A 19,429-nucleotide genomic window follows, 5' to 3' on the forward strand; every position below is an offset into this window, starting at 1 on the left:
GCCCTTCGCACGCTGATGATGCATCTCCTCGAACGATTCGATGTGCCGCGCGAGATTCATCGACATGAATGCGCCCAGCTGCACGAAGCCGGGATAGACGCGCCGCATCGCGCCCGCGAAGCCGAACGGCATCATGCTGATGAGATTGCGCTCGAACCAGTCGATCGGCTTGCTTTTCGCGAGCTCGTTCACACGCGTCGGATTCACGCGCGTATCGATGGGACCGGCCATCAGCGTCATGCTCGCCGGCTCGGCGGGATTCCGGTCCTCGGCCATCAGCGCGACGGCCGAGAGCGCCGCGACCGTCGGCTGGCACACGGCGAGTAGATGCGCGCCCGGCCCGATCGTTCCGATGAAATTGATGATGTGCTGCACGTATTCGTCGAAGCCGAAGCGGCCATGCATCAGCGAAACATCGCGCGGATTGCGCCAGTCGGTGATGTAGACGTCGTGATCGGCGAGCATCGTCTGCACGGTGCCGCGCAGGAGCGTCGCGAAGTGGCCGGACATCGGCGCGATGACGAGTACGCGCGGCTGAGCGACGGACGCATCGTCCTTGCGGAAATGAAGCAGACCGCAGAATGGCGTCGATGCCGCGACGTCCTCCACGATGCGCATCGTTCTTCCTTCGACTTTCACCGGCGCGATATCGAAAGGCGGACGCGCGTGCGTGAGCCCGGCGAGCGCGATCTGTTCGCAGAACGCGCCAAGACCGCGGCCTTGCGGCGTCTCGCCCATCTCTCGCCAGCCGCGCAGCGCGCCTCCGACCAGCTCGGCGGCATGGCGCATCGGCAGCATCGCGTCGGACCAGAGCTGATAGCCCGCGTAGGTGTACGGATTCATGGCCGCAAAGGAAGGCAATAGCCATGCCATTCGATGTCCCGGCGACACGCCCGCGGTCATGCGATTGGCATAGGCTTTGCACCGATGCCATCTACGAGCGCGTTTTGCCGCGCTTCGGTGCGTAAGAGCACCGCGCTCGATCCGTCTTGGTGCACGACGCGCGAGGAAGACTTATGGCGAACGCCACGCTCACCATCAGCAGCAAAAACTATTCGTCGTGGTCGCTGCGCGGCTGGCTGCTGACGAAGTTCAGCGGACTGCCATTCGAGGAAGTCGTGATGCCCGCCGACGATCCCGGCGCGCGCGCCGAACTGCTTCTGCTGTCGCCGTCGATTCTCGTGCCGCGTCTCTTTCACGACGGCATCAAGGTCTGGGACACGCTCGCCATCGCGGAATATCTGAACGAAGTCTGCCCCGATGCCGGTCTCTTGCCGAAGGAACGCGCCGAGCGCGCGCACTGCCGAGCGATCTGCGGCGAAATGCATTCTGGCTTTGCCGCATTGCGCTCCGCCCTGCCGATGAACCTGAAAGCGCACTTTCCCGGCTTCAAGGTATGGGCGCGCGCGCAGACCGACATCGAACGGATCGTGACGATCTGGCATGAATGCCTCGCCCAGTATGGCGGACCGTATCTGTTCGGCGAACGAACGTGCGCGGACGCGATGTTCGCGCCGGTCGTCACCCGCTTCGTCACCTACGACGTGAAACTCGACGCCGATATCGTCGGCTATGGCGCGCGCATTCTCGCGATGCCGGAGATGCGCCGCTGGATCGCCGATGCGCAACAGGAAGCCGAAGAAATCGACGAGCTGGATATCGAGTTCTAAAACGGCCGCGCGCGTCAGTAAATTTATACAGAAACCATCGAGTGCCACGACAGAACGTCGGGCTAAGTCTGGCAACGATCAAGTCCGACCACGCGACGGCGCAGAAGCTGCGCCAAGGCAGCCATCGCCTTGGCGAATTTTTTTGGTGATCGCTGTGCTCTGATGCTTCCGTCGTTCGATCTGGTCGCCGGCGACTTCACTTCAGCGCCGCGACTAGGTGACGAGCTCCTCGCCACCTCGCCAGGCCTATCTTCGCGCCAGGCGCGCGACAAGGGGAAAAAAACAGCGGTTGCGATCCTGCGCGCGTCCGTTTGACCACTTTGAATGATTTGCCTTCGAAATCAAATCGTCCGCCTGGAACTTCATCGAGTGTGCGGTCAGCGACTTGCTCCACGAGCGCCGCGTTCCGTTGAGTCGCAGTGTCAATATGCGTGACGGCCTGGTTGATCTGCTTTCGCCGAGCCGAGCGATTTCCGGTACTGGCCGGGACGTGGCCGCCGGCGAACGCATCAAACCGACCCGATCCAGGCGTTCGCCGCTCGGCGCGCCGAGCGTCTCTTAACCGAATCCTGCGACCAGTCGCCCACGATATCGTCCGACGCCGTGTGGTTTGAACACATAGCGTCGGCGGGCTTGACTCACCCCTCGGGAGTAGCTGGGTGTCAGCAATCCAGATAAGCATACAAGGCTGACCAATTGCCCGTGAGGACGCTGGCCTGCCGCGCATCTTGGAATCTTGCGCACCGGAAGGGGTCACTTCCCTCCATGCTTGCACCCGTTTCCTTAAGCGAGGCGCCCTGCTCCTCCGTGCGCGATGACAAGTCAGTGTTCTCCGAGGCAATTTGCTTGCTGGCATTCACGATCGCGTGAGCCAAATGCTTTAAAAGCCGCGAAAAAATGGCCTAGTATGGTTAGCGTCGCCGCGCCTGCCAGGGCGTCTTGATTCAATGGCCAGACCCTACGCGGCAGCGGGGGTGACTCTGCCCACGATGCCAGCCCGGGTAATGTCTCTTGTCGCTAGCAGTGAGGAGCGGAGGGAACGTTCGGTGGAAAAACGACTGGTGTTGCTTTTCCTGACCGCGAGCATGCTGTGCCTCTCTACACATGCGCTGTCGGATTCAAATCCTTTATTAGGGACATGGCGTCTAATCTCGTTTGTGCGCGAAGACATGGGAACGCGCGAGCGATACAACCAGCTGGGCGAACATCCTGAGGGCTATCTTAGCTATTTGCCGGACGGGCGGATGGTTGCATTTTTTGTTTCTGGCGATCAGCCGCGCCCGCGGGCGGAGCCCACCGACGAAGAGCGAGTGCAACTCCATAAATCGATGCTGGCCTACGGCGGTACGTACGACGTTTCTCCAGGTCAGGTCGTCCATCACATCGACATAGAATGGGATGGCAGACGTATTGGAACTAACCAATTGCGCTTCTTCACCGTCGATGGCGACACACTCACGATCAAGACGGAAGAGAACAAGAGTCCAGTGGACGGGCGCGAGGGCGTCGGCATTCTGATCTTCGAAAGGGTCAAATCCTCGCAGCCGCGATGAAACGAAATGTGGCTCTGCGAATCGGGCTTTACTCCGCGCGGGCAGGTGCCGTGCGAACACATCGAGCGGTGACGACCATGGCGCGACTACTATCGGTGAATGTCGGGCTTCCGCGCGACATCGAGTGGAAAGGCCGCACGGTGCATACCGGCATCTGGAAACAACCTGTGCGCGGCCGATGCCGCGTCGGACGGCTGAACCTCGATGGCGACGGCCAGGGCGATCTCGCGGGCCACGGCGGCGAGCAGCGCGCCGTTTTCGTCTACCAGATCGAATCGTCGCGCTACTGGCAGACGGAACTGAAACGCAACGACCTCGCCTGCGGACAGTTCGGCGAAAATTTCACGATCGAAGGACTGCCCGATTCCGATGTGTGCATCGGCGACCGCTATCGAATCGGCAGCGCGCTGTTCGAGGTGACGCAGCCCCGCGTGACCTGCTATCGCGTCGGCATCCGCATGAACGAACCGCGTATGCCCGCCCTGCTCACATCGAGCGGACGACCCGGCTTCTACTTGCGCGTCCTGCAGGAAGGCGACGTGGGCGCGGGCGACGAGATCGTGAAGGTCGGCGAAGCCGAAGAGCTCATGAGCGTCACGCAAGTTAATGCGCTGCTTTACTCGGCTCATCATCCACGCGATCAACTGGAGCGAGCGTTGCGGATCGAAGCGCTGTCGCCGGGTTGGCGGCGGTCTTTCGAGGCGCTTCTGAAGGACGGCGCGAAGGGCGGAAATCCCGGGCTCGCGGCGGCAGCGGCAGCGAATGCCGCCGCACCGGGTTTCGGGCCACTCAAGGTCTCCGCAGTCAAACCGGAGTCTGCCGACGTCCTCTCGCTCCGCTTCACAAGCGCGGATGGTAGGCCGCTGCGCCCCGCTCTGCCGGGGCAATACCTGGTGCTGCGTCTGCACGCAACGGCCGGCGGACCGCCGCTTTACCGCAGTTATTCGATTTCAGGCGGGCCTTCGCCGGAGAGCTACCGGATCAGCGTGAAGATCGAGCCGGATGGCGCAGCCGGGTCCTATCTCCAGCAACATGTGCACGTGGGCGATACGATCGACGTCAGCGCGCCGCGCGGCAGCTTCGTTCTGCAGCCGGGCGACGGACCCGTGGTGCTGCTCAGCGCGGGCATCGGCGCGACGCCGGTTCTTTCGATGCTGCATGCGCTGTCGGCGGCGCGCTCGACGCGGCCGGTCTTGTGGATGCACACCGCGCGCGATGGGAAGCATCATCCGTTCGCCGCCGAAGTTCGCGCTCTGGTGTCCACGCTCGCTCACGGACGCAGCCACGTCTGTTACAGCAAGCCCGCTGCGGGCGACCGCGAGGGCGTGGATTTCGACGCGACGGGGCGCCTGTCGCAAGCGGTTCTGAGCGAGGCCGGTATCACGCGCGACGCGGACATCTATCTCTGTGGACCGTTCCGCTTCATGGACGATATGAAAGGGGCGCTCGCTGGCATAGGTAGCCGTCCGCTACAACGGGCGCAGCAGAAAATTCGAAACGGCACTTGCGGAAATGAACAGCGATCAAAGACACGGTGCGCCCGAGGCGGGCGGCCAAGAATTTCTAATCTTCAACCTGGGCCAAGAGCAGTACGGCATCGATATCCTTAAGGTCCAGGAACTCCGTGGGTACGACGCCGTGACGCGCGTTGCCAACGCGCCCGTGTTCATCAAAGGCGTTATCAACCTGCGCGGCGTGATCGTGCCGATTGCCGATATGCGCCTGAAGTTCGAGTTGGAGAGCGCCACCTACGACGACCAGACGGTTGTTGTCGTGCTTAACGTGGCGGGCCGCATTGTCGGCATCGTCGTGGACGGCGTTTCCGATGTGCAGACGCTCACGCCCGACCAAATCCGGCCAGCGCCGCAGTTCAATTCGACGCTCAACACCGACTACATCACCGGCATCGGCACGATTGACGACCGCATGCTCATCCTGATGGACATTGAGAAGCTCGTCACGAGCGAGGAAATGGCGCTCATCGAAGGCGTCACCGCCTGACCACACCAACGAACATAGACGCCCGCGACATGACCTTCTCTAGAAAGCTCTGGCTGCCTTTACTGCTCAGCCTTGTGTGCCTCGCAGGAATCTCCGTTGCCGACGCGTTCCGCATGCGCTCGATTCGCACGGAACAGACGCAGTTGGACATTAAGCACGCGACGGAAGTCGCGAACAGCATCATTCGTGAGTTCGCCCAGCAAGCCAGTACCGGCGTGATCACGCAAGAGCAAGCCAAGCAAGGCGCGCTCAGCGCGATCCGCGATATCCGATTCGGTGACAACGGCTACTTCAGCGTCTTCGATTCGCAGGCAAAGGTGCTGGTGCATCCGATGAAGCCAGATTTTGTCGGCAAGATGATGATGGACTTCAAGGACCCAAACGGCGTCTATCTGTACCGCGACCTGATTGACGTAGCGAAGCGCCAGGGCGCGGGCTACACCTACTATTCGTTCGCGAAGCCCGGAAGCAGCAAGATCCTGCCGAAGATGTCCTACGTGTCGCTGTATCAGCCCTGGGACTGGCTCGTCGTGACAGGCGTCTATATCGACGACATTGATGCCGCGTTCTACACGTCGCTCGAATGGAGCATCGGTATCCTTGTGGTGATCGCGGTTGTGCTGAGCGTTGTCGTGGCGCGCCTGAATCGCGGCATTCTCCGCTCGATGGGCGGTGAGCCGGCATACGCCGCTGAGGTCGCGAACCAGATCGCTGACAACAATCTCGCAGTCGAAGTAGCCACTGCTGCGGACGACCGCTCAAGCCTCATGTATTCGATGGCCCGCATGCGCACGCAATTGCTCTCAGCTGTTGACAGCGTGAAGACGTCCGCTAATGCGATCGCCAATGCGAGCCGTGAAATCGCTGTGGGCAACACGGACCTGTCGTCGCGCACTGAGCAGCAGGCAGCATCGCTCGAAGAGACAGCGGCGAGCATGGAAGAACTGACGGCGGCCGTGAAGCACAATTCGGAGAACGCCCGCCAGGCTAGCGGCTTGGCTGGCAACGCGCGCGACGTTGCGAAGGAAGGCGCGACAATCGTCACGAACGTCGTCGGAACAATGGCAGAGATCGAGCAAAGCTCGCACAAGATCGCCGAGATCATCGGGATGATTGAGGGCATCGCGTTTCAGACCAACATCCTTGCGCTCAACGCTGCGGTTGAAGCGGCACGCGCCGGCGAACAAGGACGTGGTTTCGCAGTGGTCGCTGGTGAAGTGCGTAGTCTGGCGCAACGTTCCTCCACAGCCGCCAAGGAAATCCGCGAGTTGATCGAAGCGTCCACTTCGCGTGTCAACACCGGCACCACCCTTGTCGGGCAAGCCGGGGAGACGATGACCAAGATCGGCGCAGCGATTCAGAAGGTCACCGACATCATGGACGAGATCGCGTCTGCTTCGAACGAACAGAGTCGCGGCATCGAGCAGGTGAATACGGCGATTGCCCAGATGGACGAGGTCACCCAGCAAAATGCAGCGCTCGTCGAACAGGCCGCCGCCGCTGCCGGTTCGCTTCAAGATCAAGCCGAAACGCTGCGCGCGACGATGGCCGTGTTTAAGACCGAAGCGTAAGCAGGCGTTGGCGAGCGGTCCTGGACCTGGGTGTTCGACAGTGGCTTCGAGAAGTCGATCGACGGTTCGCCGAACAAGACGTGGCGGCTGCAGGAAGGATGAAGGGCGGCGATCAACCGGTAGCAAATGGCAACGGTCGCGCAAAAGTGCAACGTTTCTCGCTCAAGCGTGGACTAGCTCGTAGCCAGCGGCCGTAACGACAGCGGGCGGCCTTGACTCAGTCTTGAAACGTTTTTGAAAGGCGACTCAAGTCCCCCGCAGGTGGAAGGCTCAACGTGTTTCATTGGGCTTTTCAACCCTCGCAAACGTTAAAAGGTTTTCTGAACGTAACTGTCTTAGGTCCGGGTGGCGATCATGGGTAAGCTACCGCCTCCTCATGGATGAATCAAAAAGACGTCGCAGCCTCGCGACGTTTTGGCCGAGCCGCCGCCCTTTCCCCTGCTGGTATGAGCTTTACCGCGCTATGGCATGGCTCTCGCTTATGTACGACGAAGCACTTAAAAAATAGCGTGTTCTGTTCTTCAGCAGACAGCGCCACGGTGCTACGGGGTCGGCCGCAAGAGTTCGGCGGATCGGACTACCGATCCGGACACGAAAAGCGGCCGCAGGAAACGACAGCGACAAGACGAGAGACCAATGCTGACATTCAAGTCCGACCTTCACGGCAATCATTTGCTGGGCGCCCTTCCCTCGAACGAATGGGAACTGGTCGCCGCCGACCTTGAACTGGTTCAACTGCGCGCGGGGCAGCTTCTATGCGACTCGGGCAAACGCATCCATCACGTGTACTTCCCGACGACGGCAGTCATCACGCTGTTGCACACGATGGAAGACGGCGGCAGCGTCGAGGTGGCGGCAATCGGACGCGAAGGTATGACTGGCGTGCCGGTGTTGACCGGCGGCGATACCATGCCCACGCGCGTGCAGGTCCAGGTAGCGGGGTCGGCGTATCGCATGACCGCCAGCGCTCTGAGGGCGCACTTCGGCCGCTCCGACCTGCTCCGGCGCATCACGCTCCTGTACATGCAAGCGCTGCTCACGCAGGTCGCACAAACCGCCGCGTGCAATCGTCATCACGCGTTGAGCAAGCAGGTGTGCCGGTGGCTCCTGCTTCAAGCGGACCGTGTACGCTCGGACGAGATGCGGGTGACGCAGCAATCGATCGCTGACATGCTCGGTGTGCGTCGCGAAGGGGTAACAGAAGCGGTTGGGAAACTGCACGAGGCCGGGGTTCTTCACAACACGCGCGGATGCATCAGGCTGCTTGACCGGGCGGCACTCGAAGCGCGCTCGTGCGAATGCTATGGCATCGTCAAGCGCGAGTTCGATCGAATGCTGCCGGGGACGCGTCAGGCGGATGCATTTGCGTAGCCTAACTAGGCGCGATGATGAGACGGCGCGATCGGGTGTCGCGCCTTGCCTCACGCTAGTGACGCAGCTCTTTAGTGCAGCGCTCCACGGTTGAGCGCAATCTCTCGCGTCACTTCGTGCGGTGGGTCTTCCCTTAAGTCGTCGACGGCATCGACGAACGCCTCATACAGTTCGGCCAGTTCGGGAAATTCGTCTTGCAGAGTCGCCATGCCGCGTTCACGCTCATCGATCAGCGCGGAGACGTTAGCAGGTTGGAGCGCTGCGCGCAGTTCATCGGCTGGAAAGCCGAAATACTTCTCGGCAGCATCGACTGCATGCTCAAGGGCAAACTCAACCGTGCCGTGACGACCGCGAAGTCCGGGCGCCGAGTAACCCAATAGCAGGGTGTCGCCGCGAGTTTCCGTCGCAAGCAGTGCAGCGATATCTTCTTTCACCGATCGAGGGTCGGCCACCACCTTGCCGAACATGCGACGCGCCTCTGCCTCGGGGACATCTCTGCTCATTAGCTCAATGCAACCGCCGTACACGTCGATCTGTAATTGAACGTAGATTGTCGTTTCTTCGCCTATCGTCATTGCTTGTGAAGCTCGCTGTTTCTTCCATCCGTTGAAGGCTGATGCGCCCGCCTTCGCGTAATAACGGCTCAGCGGCCAAGATGTTTAGCGGTTGACGCGCTACTGGTGCAGGTACCTGCGGCGAACTAACGGCTTCCATCCGGCAGGGCATGGCGGGCTTCCGAATGCTCCTATTCACAGGTGTTGCTGGCGTTACCGCTAGAGAAGTTGTCCCAAGCCTCGAGAGTGGCTTCATTGTGCGCGGCCATCTTACGAACGCGGTACTCCGCGTTCGTTCCCGAAACGTTGTCGCGGTAAAAGTCGGCACGCCCCAGCACGAAATTTGAAGCTCCGCCCGCCGCGCCACCGACATACAGGTCGCAAACCGCGTGGCCGTCCTCGGCGGTTAAGCAATCCGCGACGCCAAAGTGACGAACGAACACCAATCCATCGCTTGTTGGGCCGCACTGGCGCAGACCTTGCCGAAAGCGGGCGAGAGTAATGGTTGGAGAAGACGCGTAATGCTTCTGCGAAAGCACATATGCATCGTCAGAAAGCTTTCCAGGCGGCGTCGCCGTGCATCCAGCGACTACCAAGCAAACAACCCCGATCCCAGCCAATCCGCGCACAATGCTTAAATCCTAGTAGTTGAAGATGTTACGGGCATGTTTTCCGATTTCGCGCCAAGTATCCGTTGGGCCTAAAGTTGGAAGACCTGTCGCGTCCATTGGTCATCCGCATTGAATGGTCCATGGATTGATGCGAAACATCCCTTGGCTGCCACTCGCCGATTGAGGTCCTTGGCTGCCCAATGGACGTAGACGCGCTTGTCCTTTGAGTCTACTTCCTTCACGACACCAAGTGCGCGGATCTCAATCTCCTTGGAACCTTGCCCAAGCATTCGCTTAATGGCGATCCGGTCACCTTCACGAATCTCATCGCGCAGCGAGGCTTGCGATGGCTGTTCTTCGTCGGCCCATCCCATGAACCAATACCCCCGCCGGATAAAAACTTCCGACTGGTCCTTTTGGCCGCCCCATGTCGCGCCTACTACCCAATAGTTATGCATGTTCTGTTTTCCCGATCCGTTCACCGTCGCGGCGCGGCGATGAACTTGTCATACGCTGCATCGAAAATCGCTTGCCGGTTTTCTTGGGCCAGCAGGCGATTCTGCGGATCGACGCGGGCCAATTCCGCTAGGAGCGCGTCCTTCAATGCCGTCATACCTTGCTTGATAGTTCGCTTCGGTGCCGTGTAGCACTTTCTCTACGCGAGCAGCGTAAGCCTTCCAGTCTGCGGCCACGCGTTGCGCTTCGCGCGCCTTCATCAGCGCATATGCGTCCATCAGCTTCCTGTTTTCCAATGCGGCGCGCGACGGCGAATCTTCCATGCTTCTCGTTGAATAATAAATCTAGACGGCTTTCAGGAAGCAGACCACTTTGTTGTTCTTGGAGAGTGCGAATGGCGTCGAGACGTTCATCAGCACTTCATAGTACTTGTTGTTGATGAGAACTTGCTCTCCGATACGTGGCACATAGCAGTTGTCTGCCGTGTCGGAGTAGGTCGTGCTAACCAGGAGGTCCCGGTCGGTGGCGTATTCAGTGTATGTCACGAGCATTATTGAGCCGCCGTTGTGGCGAATGAAGATTAACAAAGCGATAGAGTACGCGAAGCGTTCCCCCGTCGCGCATGAGTCAACTATTTGGCGCTTGAGGCCACAAGGTTAAGCGCGAAGGTAACTCCAATGTTCCCGTTACCGAACAGTTTCACCACGATGGCCATACACGTCCTTGCGCGCTGTTTTCCGATCCGTTCACCGTCGCGCGGCGGCAACGAACTTGTCATACGCTGCATCGAAAACCGCTTGGCGATTTGCCTGCGTCATGAGGTAGTCGTTAGGGTTAGCCTTGGCCAGTTGCTTCATCGCGGCGTCCTTCAGGGCTTCCATACCTTCGAGATTGGCCTTTACGGCCAGAAGGTCGCGTTCCAAACTTTCCGCATAGGCCCACTTCCGCACCGTATCTTCCGCGTTCGTGGCTCGTGCGAGCGTATATGGGTCCATCGATGCCTACAATTTCCTGTTTAAGAGCGCGGCAGCTTCTTGTTATCGCTGCCCGAGCGCATCAAAAGCTCAAGCGTCGCTTCTAAGCGGATGACGCGCTCCGTGAGGCCTTCGATCTTCGCTTGCTGCTCTTTGACCGTGCCCGCGAGAGAGACCACCTTGTCATTCATTTTGATCACGGTGGTGAGGGCGTCCCATACCTTGTCTGTCACACCCATTACTGCTCGCTCTCGGTCATTGCCGCGATGCGCTTGTTCGACTCCGCAACGAACGCGAGTGCTTCGTCCAGAGCGTCGCTCGCCTCTTTGGTCGAGATGTTCACGCGCTCAACAAGCGCGAGAATTTCCTGCTCGTCTTCAGAGGGGGTGAAGCCCTGCGCTGCCTGTCGCATCAGTTCGCTGACGTTCAACCCCAGACGCTTCGCGGTACGCGCGATCGCCTGTTTCTGGTCGGGCGTAACCTGCACGACGATCCGATCGGTTGCTGCTGCCATCGCACACCCCTATGTACATGCACATGATATGTACATAATAGCGGCCCTCGCGGCGAAATCAAGATGTTTAACGGCGTTCGCGGCGTGGCCTTTAATCGTCCAACGCGGCGCGAGCCGCATATGGCACCAGCGGGCAATCAACGTCGGCTGGTGCGCGGCTGACTTGACTCCGCCGGGATATTGGTAAGCTCATACGCGTCAATAACCAGAACCGTCAGCCCCGAACCGATGCAGAGAAGAAGTCCGACGAGGTCGCAGCGGGATTTGATGGAGTTGCTTGACCAGGGTTTGCCGATCGACCAGATCGCGTCGAGCCTCGGCAAAAGCGTCCTTGCTGTGAAGCGGCAACTCAACCGCATCAAACGCAGAGTCCGCGAAGGGAGGTTCGACCCCTCCCCGTTGCCGATTGAACGCGCGGCCAAGGAGCCACGCATCTACCTCGCTGGCTTCGATGTCTTCCGGCAGGACGCGAAAGAGCACGGCGAGCATCTCAAGCAGCTCTGCCGCGATCGCGGCTTCGTTGGGCTCTATCCGCTCGACGGCCAGTTGCCCTCGTCCCTCCAAGGCCAGGACGCCGCCCAATGGATCTATCAAGCGAACGTTGACCTGATCCGCTCTGCCGACGTCGTCATGGCGAACCTGGATGATTTTCGAGGCCCGGGCGAGCCGGACAGCGGGACGGCGTTTGAGGTCGGGTTTGCGGCGGCGCTTGCAAAGCCGGTTTGGGGCTATCGGTCCAACGCCGTGACGCTCGCAAAGCGCGTCGAGGCTACGTCCGTGAGCAGTGCCGGGGGCGTGTGCCGAGCCGGCTATCTCATCGAGGACTTTGGGCTGACCGTGAATCTGATGCTCGCCTGCTCCGCGCAGATCGTCGTCGGCGGACCGGACGTTTGTCTCGACGCGATCAAGGGTGCATTGGATGGCGGCGGCCCCCCTCTTGGTGGCTCGGGGTTGGCGAAGCGGTAGCTTCGCGTTAGGTTTGGAAATTTCAGTATATCGACTTTATGACTATCGAACTGTGGCTGTCCGATCCCGAAGAAGCCTACGCGCAATGGCAACGCAAACAAGCGACTGGTGCTGATCGCCGCGCGTTCGCCGATCAATCAATCGTCCAGCATCGCTCCATGTTCTCGCGGTTCAACGATTTCCTCATCGCGCATCGGCAGAACGTCACCACTTACGGCGCCGATCACCTTGAGGGCTTCTTCGTCGACCTCGCCCGGGATTGCTCGCCCGGCACGACCACGACGCTGCGCTACCTGAAGTTGATCGACCGCTTCACCCGGCACTTGGTGAACATGGAGCTACGGGCAGATAACCCGGCTGCCGCGATGCTGAACAACGAGAGTTGGCCAGAGGACGAGCCGACGCCTATCTACCTGTCTGCGGAGGACGACGCGCGGTTGCAGGATCTCATCGCCTCAGCGAAGCCCGAGTCGTTCAAGCAACTGCGGAACGTTGCGATCGTCGCCCTTTTTCTTGCCTCTGGGGTGACTGCGGCCGAGCTTCGGCAACTGAGGGTCGACGACCTCGATGCTGACAACGACCGTCCGACCATCTTCGTCGATAAGCACGGACCTCGCATCGCGCGTCGAGTACCGATAGATGCGTTTGCAGTCGACGTACTCCGCGCATACGCCGACGGGCGGCGCTCGATACTCTGCCCCACTCAGTGGCTGTTCATTACGACGGCGGCCGGCAAACCGATGCAGCCCGACACGATGCTCAAATGCGTGCGCTCTGCTTTACACGCGGCCAATCTTTCCGCCGCTGACGAAAGCCCCAGACTGCTTAGGAATACATTCGGACGACGCCACCTGCTCGCGGGCAAGAGCAACGAGCAGGTGAGCAATCTTATGGGCTTGTCGAGCCACCGCACTGCTACTCGCCTTCGCCAAACGGTCGAGGCCAGTCACGACTTCCTTTGAGTGGCTTTCTGCATTCACGACCGCACTACTAATCCCGCTGTCGTCAACGCATCCATCTAGCGTCTTGTTACCCCATGCGCTAACGCGTGGGCGGCACACTGAATGCTTTCATCCTTCCGCCAAAGGACTCAGATGATGCTGCGTAATAGGCGTAAATCTACCGTCGCGGGAACGCATGGTGCGGAGCGCGGACTTGACCGCCTCGAGGGGTTCAGCGACGCGGTCTTCGCAATCGCGCTGACCCTTCTGATCGTCGAGATCAAGGTTCCCGGATCTCCAGACGGCCCGCATGGCTACAGCGACCTAATACACGCGATGGTGGCGCAGTGGCGCGAATATCTCGCGCTCCTTCTCTGCTATATCGTGATCGGTGCCTACTGGCTGCAACACCATTACCTGGGTCGCATTTATGCTAAGAGTGATCACTGGTTCGGCGCGATCAAGCTACTATTCCTCCTAGCGATCGTCATTATTCCGTACCCGATCCGCGTCTGGTGCTTCCACCTCGGCACGGACTTTGAGCCCGTCGCGTCAGTGACTCTGGTAGCCAGTCTTGCCCTGACCGCCTGCGCGTGGATGGCCGAGTGGTTCTATGCAATGCAAGGCCGCCGGCTGATGGATGAACGGCTCACGCCCGGTTTCATTCAGCAGATGAAGCGCCGCTACGGCGTTGCTACCCTGGTCCAGATCGCTGCGGTTCCCGTCGCGATCGCTGCGTGCCGCATCGGAGTGGCCATAGCGCTGCTGTCCGTGGCCTTCTTTCTGGTGCCCCAGCCCACGCCGCGCTACAACCCAAGAGAGGAGCCGAGCGAGGCTGAGAAGTTGGAAACGTAAAGGGCGCGCGCTGTCTCAGACCGTGATCGGCAAACATCGGACATAGATGTTGACTCTTTCTAAGCCCTCCAGGCGGCGCCTCCACCGTGAGAACAGCCGTTGGCAAAGCTTGCTACTGGAGTTGCGACTTTGAAACGCGCAAAGAATTGGGCCCCGGCCGAAACTGTGAACCCGACAAACGATATGTTGTTTCCGCCCACTCGGCCGCTGCATGTAAATCGCTGACGAGCCGACGGTGCGACAACGACTCCAGAATTGATGAACTGCGACGGATCCTGAACGAACGGGCTTGCAGCAACGGTTAATATCCGGCGAGTGAAATCCGAGGGATTGCCCGTTCATAATCGGCGGCGAAGCATTCAACTTGGTTTCGGTCGCTTTACATCCTATATTCCGCCTCAGCAACGACAGTTCCACCACTGCACGGGGGGCGCCATGCCTAGACACGATTGCAACGAATCGCAGCAAGCATGGCCAAACGGCTTAGCGCCTGGGTGGTGCGAACAAGAACAGATGAATTTTGTGACACTCCGATACAGCAAAACCTTTTTTACACTCAACAATTCCAGCACTGACGTCCTCGCATGCGAGGTGCGGCGCGCTCTGCACGGGCACCCAACTGTTGACACGCACACTTTCGTCGTGCAGGCGGCTCGCAATTGGAGCGACAAGAACGGTTCCCATCATGAAGACGGCGTGAGCGCTCAGATCGAATGGTGCGCGGGAACCGACACTGGAAGTATCGAGCTGGTAAGCGTTGTCGGTGCACCGCCTGACGGATCACTGGTCGGGCTTAATAAGCTCGACGTGACGGAGTACGGAGACGCTTACACCACGGTCTTACGGGCGAACAATCATTGGACCGTTCCGCTCTACGTCTGCGTGGAAATTACTGAGTTCGGGAACCAGACGCGCCCACCGATGAAACGACTCATCGATCCCAGCTGGCGCTGGGATTTTTGGGAGGGATCGCCAGCCGACAAACCCGTCGTCAGATGGCGGGCGGCTGAACCGCAGCGATTGTCAATGTACGGCCCGGAGCCCAGGATGCTCAGTGCCTCGGATAAGGCGCGATAGCCTCCGCGTTCCGGAACTCGTTTCGATGACCGGACCGCTCTGTTACCTGTCATTGGATTGCAGGCGATGCGATCGTCGGTAATGAGTCGACTACGGACCCATGATCAGCGCCGCGGGAACCGCCCTGCGATCGCTGACTTAGGCACCAACCGGCGGGCGAAGGAATCCAAGCAACATCTCCACATGCATTGCGGAAATTCGCTCTCTATTCTCCACGTTCACATAGTCCCTGCCGGTGAACGCATTTAGTGTGAAGCGGTTCGATGCGATGTAATAGCCCATCCCAATCAGCGTGACATAGAAGTCCAGAGGATCGACGCCCTTTCGAAACTGGCCCGCATCGGCACCGCGCTCGAGGATTGCTTTAATCACTTCCACCACGGGCAAAATGGCCTCGTCCAGCTTTTCGAACTCCTTCAGGTACCGCCCTTGATGCAGGTTTTCGTTGTTAATCAGGTTCAGCCACTGCGGACTGTCCCATAGGTATGTCCATATCGACTGAGCTAGGGCTGCTATCGCTTCCGAAGGCTCCAACCCGGTCAGGTCTAAGCTGCTTTCTTTCTGAGCGAAGCCCTTGTACATCGACTCCAGTACGGCGACGTAGAGCAGCTCCTTGCTGCCGAAATAGTAGTAGAGCATCCGCTCGTTGGAGCCCGCGAGTTCTGAGATGGCGTCAACGCGTGCGCCGGCGAGTCCGAACTTCGAGAACTGGTCAGTTGCGGCTTCGAGAATGCGGCGGCGAGTCCCCTCCGGATCGCGCTTGACTGGCTTAGACGGGTTGCTGTCCATTTTGGCTGTGACCTCTCGCGGAATGAATGGTCGTACAACACCATTATGGGGCGGCGATCTGCATGGGAGAATATTCCCGCCGTCACAGATTCACGTTCCGCGACCATGCGCAGCGAGCTACGCAGCCTCTTCATTCCTTCCATTGAGGGAATGAAACCGCGCAGACACTTTTCCCGCGAGGTCGACGAGCCGATAGCTGATCCGGCTGGGTTCCGTCATCGTTACGATCTGGTACGTTCCCCCCGTTTCTCGGTCGACGGCTCGGGAGATCTGTGTGGCTTCGGTCGGCCCCGACATAGTCAGCACAGCGTCCACCGCAAACGCAAGCGTCAGGCCGCCCACCACGACCACCAGCGCCTGCCGCGGCTCAAAACTTTCAACGTCGCTGCCCGCTGCCAAGTGCAAGCTGACGAGCTCGACGTAGTCGTCGCGCCAGGTGATTAGTCCGAGGCTCGCTTTGTCTGCGCGCCCGCGCATCTCGACCTTAGGCATTGTCACGATCCCGGCCACGTGTTCGATGTTCGTCGCGTACGGACGTCCCGCCACCGAGAAGACGAGGTACGAACCGGTGTATGCCGCTGTCGAAGCGCCCGTAGCCGAGCCGTTCTGCGCCGCTGCGGCGCGCGCTAGATACATCAAGCGTCCGCTGCTGGAAAGCGCTCCCGGGTTCATAACCAGCGCCGTTCTGCTTCGAGAGGTACCGATTGCGCCGAAGAAGAAGCCGGGTTCGGCAAAGGCAGCGGGCGACACCGGCCGTATGTCCTTCGGCGCCAGCAGTACCAGTTCTGAAAGCTCGTCAACGGCGAAACCGGTCACACGGTCACCGTGCGCGAGGACGAGCAGATACTTGCCTTGCCCCGTTTCGCGCTGGGGAAGGCCCAGTACCGCAGGAAGGTCCATGACGGCAAGGTCTGCACCGAGCCAATGCGCGACTCCCAGAAACGTCGTGTTGCCCGGACTCGGCTGCTGAAGCTCGGGCATTGGAATGACACATCGGACGCTGAGCGCGTCGACGCCGAGCAGATGCTCACCGCACCGTACGATCGCGTGCTGCCTACGTCGCGACTTCGCTTCGTCGTTCGAACAATCTCCCGCGCTCTCGATGTTTTCTGCCATGTCGCGCGGCCGAATCGCCTTGCGAGCAGCCCTTCCCGCCGTTGCTTCATAGAGCTTCCCGACATTTGAAATGCCGATGAGCGAAGACGGCTCTCCGAGTGCGGCCAGCACAGGAAAGAGGCCCGCCGCGGATTCGTCGTCCGGCGCCAGGGTAATCAGGCTATCTCGGTCGATCGCTTCGGTTTTGCCGACTGCATCGACTTCGATGCCAAACACCGCATCGCCTTGGCGCAGGACGATGACATGTCTCGCTTGCGCAGGCGCGGTCTCATCGGGGCAAATAAGCCCATATGTATCGAGCGTGGCGACGGCGTCGCCGCGCAGCAGGAAGTATCCCTTCATGCTGGCCGGCTGACCCGGAATCTGCTGGTAGGCGGATGGCGCTTCCACCGCCTCAACGATGTGCTCGACAGGGATCCCGAAGCGGATCGAGCCGACCTGCACGACGCCGACAACAAGGGCTGACGAATCCATCATTGCGTTTGGCGGGACAGCGCGGCCACGGTGGAAGATGAACGAACCGCTGCTTCGCCGCCTGTTACCAGCGTGAGCTCGCGCAACAGCTCGGAGACAGTACGCGTAGCGGTTGCCTGCTTCTCGGTTACCTGGTGTATTCCGGCGATGGTCTCCGTTGTACGGTTCACACCGGCGCGGATACGGTCGAAGCCATTGGCTGCGCGTCCGGACGTCTCGCTTCCGGTCTTGATCCGATGCACGGACTCGTCGATATGGCGACGAATCTCGTTGGTCGCCTGCGAGCAGCGCTCGGCCAGCCGACGCACTTCGCTCGCGACGACGGAGAACCCCAGTCCATGCTCGCCCGCGCGCGCCGCTTCGATGGCTGCGTTGAAGGCGAGCATGTTGGTCTGCGTGGCGATCTCGCTGATGACCTTCACCACCTCGCTGATACCGGCGGAGGACTGCTCGATCTCCTTGATCGCCGACATCGATTCAGCCAGCGTACGGCCGCCCGTATCCGCCTCGGCCTGCGTCTCGGTCGCGACTGCCGTTGCCTCGCGCGTGCGCGTGGCGATGCCGTCGATGGACTGGGACAACTCGTCGATCTTCTCGCTCATCGCGATCAGACTGGCCTGCATCCGGCGCTCGCGCTCCACTTGCGCGGTAATGTCGCTCGCGTACTTCACGATCTTGTAGGGCCGGCCGGACTCGTCGAGCACCGGGTTGTACGTCGCCTGAAGCCACACGCGGTATCCGTGCTTGGATACGCGCTCGAAGCGCCCGGCATGATAGTCGCCGCGGCTCAGTCGCGCCCAGAAGTCACGGTATTCGGCCGTCGCTGTCGTTTCGGGATCGCAGAACATCCTGTGATGCTTGCCGACGATCTCGCGCAGCGTATAGCCGATCGCATCCGTGAAGTTCTGATTGGCGGCCAGAACGTTGCCTTCGAGGTCGAACTCGATCACAGCATTAGCCCGGTCGATGGCGGCCAACCGGCCATCTCGTTCAGCGACGCCGCGTTTGAACTCGGTGATGTCGGAGGCGAACTTCACGATCTTGATGAGCCGGCCGTCCGCGCTGTAAATCGGGTTGTACGTCGCCTGAATCCACACCTCGCGGCCGCCCTTCGCGATGCGCTTGTACTGCCCGGCGTCATACTCGCCGCGCCCGAGCTTTTCCCAGAACGAGCGATAAGCGTCCGTGTTTAGGTACGACGGATCACAGAACATCCGATGATGCTGACCCTTCACTTCTTCGAGGCTGTAGCCCATCAGATGAAGGAACAGGTCGTTCGCCGCAAGGACGTGGCCGTGCAAATCGAACTCGATGACAGCCTGTGCCCGTTCCATCGCCCGCACCTTGCCGGCGTGATCGTCGGCGAGGGTTCGCGCGCCAGTAATGTCGCTGGCAACTTTCACGATCTTCTGGACATTGCCGCTTTCGTCCAGGACAGGCGTATAGGAGCCGCGAATCCAGACTTCTGAGCGCGTCTTGTTCAGGCGTCTGAACTCGCCGCTCGCTTCGCGTCCGGACGCGAGCATGATCCAGAAATCCTGATATGCCTGACTGTTGGCGTATGCGGTGTCGCAAAAGATGCGGTGGTGCGATCCGACCACCTCATCAGCCCGATAGCCCATCAAGGTCAGGAAGTTGGCGTTCGCGCGCAGGATCACGCCGTCGGGCGAGAACTCAACGACGGCCCGCTCCTTTTCCGTGGTGGCCCACAAGGAGCGCAATTCGTCGAGCGACTTCTGGCCGGCTGATGCCGCGATAGATGCGCTCTGCATGGTGAAGGAGGTCTCGGCGTTCGCGTTCATGGTTCTCGTCTTTGAAGTGCATCGCCCCTGATGGACTGTCAGGGCTCATGCACAGTTAGCGGCGCGAGGCGAACAATCTTTAGACGGTCCTCAGCGAAGACAAGGCGCTCAAGTGTTGATCGCAATCTGCCGAC

At 60.1% G+C, this 19,429-nt stretch carries 21 protein-coding genes; 10 read left to right on the forward strand and 11 right to left on the reverse strand.

The genetic code is table 11. From position 1 onward, the window contains the following. On the reverse strand, positions 1 to 843 hold an 843-nt coding region (gene phaZ, locus NCR34_RS26070; RefSeq protein ID WP_250501274.1), incomplete at its 3' end, for a polyhydroxyalkanoate depolymerase. Positions 844 to 1,016: 173 nt separating this feature from the next. On the opposite strand from phaZ, the gene NCR34_RS26075 reads away from it, so the two are divergent. The 6 genes from NCR34_RS26075 (at position 1,017) to NCR34_RS26100 (ending at position 8,166) form a co-directional block, all read left to right on the forward strand. Beyond that, the gene (locus tag NCR34_RS26075; protein WP_248324059.1) at positions 1,017 to 1,670 is read left to right on the forward strand and encodes a glutathione S-transferase family protein; all 654 of its coding nucleotides are present in this window, start codon (positions 1,017 to 1,019) and stop codon (positions 1,668 to 1,670) included. Between the two features lie 1,046 nt (positions 1,671 to 2,716). Further along, positions 2,717 to 3,223: a lipocalin-like domain-containing protein gene (locus NCR34_RS26080; RefSeq protein ID WP_248324058.1), complete on the forward strand. Its 507-nt coding sequence runs from the start codon at positions 2,717 to 2,719 to the stop codon at positions 3,221 to 3,223. Positions 3,224 to 3,300: 77 nt separating this feature from the next. Beyond that, positions 3,301 to 4,833, forward strand: a complete 1,533-nt coding sequence (locus tag NCR34_RS26085) for an MOSC domain-containing protein (RefSeq protein WP_250501268.1) — start codon at positions 3,301 to 3,303, stop codon at positions 4,831 to 4,833. Next, positions 4,736 to 5,224 carry a chemotaxis protein CheW gene (locus tag NCR34_RS26090; protein WP_248324057.1) on the forward strand — a complete coding sequence of 163 codons (489 nt, stop codon included), beginning with the start codon at positions 4,736 to 4,738 and terminating at the stop codon, positions 5,222 to 5,224. Before NCR34_RS26085 ends, NCR34_RS26090 begins: the two co-directional genes overlap by 98 nt. A 29-nt stretch (positions 5,225 to 5,253) precedes the next feature. Next, positions 5,254 to 6,795, forward strand: a complete 1,542-nt coding sequence (locus NCR34_RS26095) for a methyl-accepting chemotaxis protein (RefSeq protein ID WP_248324056.1) — start codon at positions 5,254 to 5,256, stop codon at positions 6,793 to 6,795. Between the two features lie 636 nt (positions 6,796 to 7,431). Beyond that, entirely contained in the window at positions 7,432 to 8,166 is a 735-nt protein-coding gene (locus tag NCR34_RS26100) for a Crp/Fnr family transcriptional regulator (protein WP_248324055.1), read from the forward strand. 71 nt (positions 8,167 to 8,237) lie between these two features. Here NCR34_RS26100 and NCR34_RS26105 read toward each other — a convergent pair whose 3' ends face one another. The 7 genes from NCR34_RS26105 to NCR34_RS26130 form a co-directional block, all read right to left on the reverse strand. Beyond that, positions 8,238 to 8,741, reverse strand: coding sequence for a hypothetical protein (locus NCR34_RS26105; RefSeq protein ID WP_248324054.1), 504 nt, complete (start codon positions 8,739 to 8,741; stop codon positions 8,238 to 8,240). 170 nt (positions 8,742 to 8,911) lie between these two features. Then, the gene (locus NCR34_RS26110) at positions 8,912 to 9,259 is read right to left on the reverse strand and encodes a hypothetical protein (RefSeq protein ID WP_248324053.1); all 348 of its coding nucleotides are present in this window, start codon (positions 9,257 to 9,259) and stop codon (positions 8,912 to 8,914) included. A 161-nt stretch (positions 9,260 to 9,420) separates the two neighbouring features. Then, the gene (locus NCR34_RS26115) at positions 9,421 to 9,789 is read right to left on the reverse strand and encodes a hypothetical protein (RefSeq protein WP_248324052.1); all 369 of its coding nucleotides are present in this window, start codon (positions 9,787 to 9,789) and stop codon (positions 9,421 to 9,423) included. 20 nt (positions 9,790 to 9,809) lie between these two features. After that, positions 9,810 to 9,944 carry a hypothetical protein gene (locus tag NCR34_RS28115; RefSeq protein WP_256465429.1) on the reverse strand — a complete coding sequence of 45 codons (135 nt, stop codon included), beginning with the start codon at positions 9,942 to 9,944 and terminating at the stop codon, positions 9,810 to 9,812. A 589-nt stretch (positions 9,945 to 10,533) separates the two neighbouring features. Next, on the reverse strand, positions 10,534 to 10,782 hold the full coding sequence (locus NCR34_RS26120) for a hypothetical protein (protein ID WP_248324051.1): 249 nt from the start codon (positions 10,780 to 10,782) through the stop codon (positions 10,534 to 10,536). 20 nt (positions 10,783 to 10,802) lie between these two features. Further along, complete coding sequence (locus NCR34_RS26125; protein WP_248324050.1) at positions 10,803 to 11,000, reverse strand: hypothetical protein; 198 nt, start codon at positions 10,998 to 11,000, stop codon at positions 10,803 to 10,805. Continuing rightward, positions 11,000 to 11,275, reverse strand: coding sequence for a plasmid mobilization protein (locus NCR34_RS26130; RefSeq protein WP_248324049.1), 276 nt, complete (start codon positions 11,273 to 11,275; stop codon positions 11,000 to 11,002). Before NCR34_RS26130 ends, NCR34_RS26125 begins: the two co-directional genes overlap by 1 nt. 267 nt (positions 11,276 to 11,542) lie before the next feature. Here NCR34_RS26130 and NCR34_RS26135 point away from each other — a divergent pair, with 267 nt between their 5' ends. The 4 genes from NCR34_RS26135 to NCR34_RS26150 all read left to right on the forward strand — a co-directional run bounded on the left by NCR34_RS26135 (position 11,543) and on the right by NCR34_RS26150 (position 15,114). Then, positions 11,543 to 12,241: a nucleoside 2-deoxyribosyltransferase gene (locus tag NCR34_RS26135; protein WP_350029455.1), complete on the forward strand. Its 699-nt coding sequence runs from the start codon at positions 11,543 to 11,545 to the stop codon at positions 12,239 to 12,241. A gap of 38 nt (positions 12,242 to 12,279) precedes the next feature. Then, positions 12,280 to 13,203, forward strand: a complete 924-nt coding sequence (locus tag NCR34_RS26140) for a tyrosine-type recombinase/integrase (protein WP_250501269.1) — start codon at positions 12,280 to 12,282, stop codon at positions 13,201 to 13,203. Between the two features lie 132 nt (positions 13,204 to 13,335). Then, positions 13,336 to 14,037, forward strand: a complete 702-nt coding sequence (locus NCR34_RS26145; protein ID WP_248324047.1) for a TMEM175 family protein — start codon at positions 13,336 to 13,338, stop codon at positions 14,035 to 14,037. Between the two features lie 513 nt (positions 14,038 to 14,550). Continuing rightward, positions 14,551 to 15,114, forward strand: a complete 564-nt coding sequence (locus NCR34_RS26150; protein ID WP_248324046.1) for a hypothetical protein — start codon at positions 14,551 to 14,553, stop codon at positions 15,112 to 15,114. 138 nt (positions 15,115 to 15,252) lie between these two features. Here the strand turns inward: NCR34_RS26150 and NCR34_RS26155 are convergent, their stop codons facing one another. The 3 genes from NCR34_RS26155 to NCR34_RS26165 form a co-directional block, all read right to left on the reverse strand. Next, positions 15,253 to 15,903 (reverse strand): TetR/AcrR family transcriptional regulator, encoded by a 651-nt coding sequence (locus tag NCR34_RS26155; protein ID WP_248324045.1) that lies wholly within the window; start codon positions 15,901 to 15,903, stop codon positions 15,253 to 15,255. A gap of 117 nt (positions 15,904 to 16,020) precedes the next feature. Continuing rightward, complete coding sequence (locus NCR34_RS26160; RefSeq protein ID WP_248324044.1) at positions 16,021 to 17,496, reverse strand: chemotaxis protein CheW; 1,476 nt, start codon at positions 17,494 to 17,496, stop codon at positions 16,021 to 16,023. Further along, on the reverse strand, positions 17,493 to 19,295 hold the full coding sequence (locus NCR34_RS26165) for a methyl-accepting chemotaxis protein (RefSeq protein WP_248324043.1): 1,803 nt from the start codon (positions 19,293 to 19,295) through the stop codon (positions 17,493 to 17,495). Before NCR34_RS26165 ends, NCR34_RS26160 begins: the two co-directional genes overlap by 4 nt. Between the last annotated feature and the right edge of the window lie 134 nt (positions 19,296 to 19,429).

Source organism: Caballeronia sp. GAWG1-5s-s, from assembly GCF_023631445.1.
Lineage (GTDB): Bacteria > Pseudomonadota > Gammaproteobacteria > Burkholderiales > Burkholderiaceae > Caballeronia.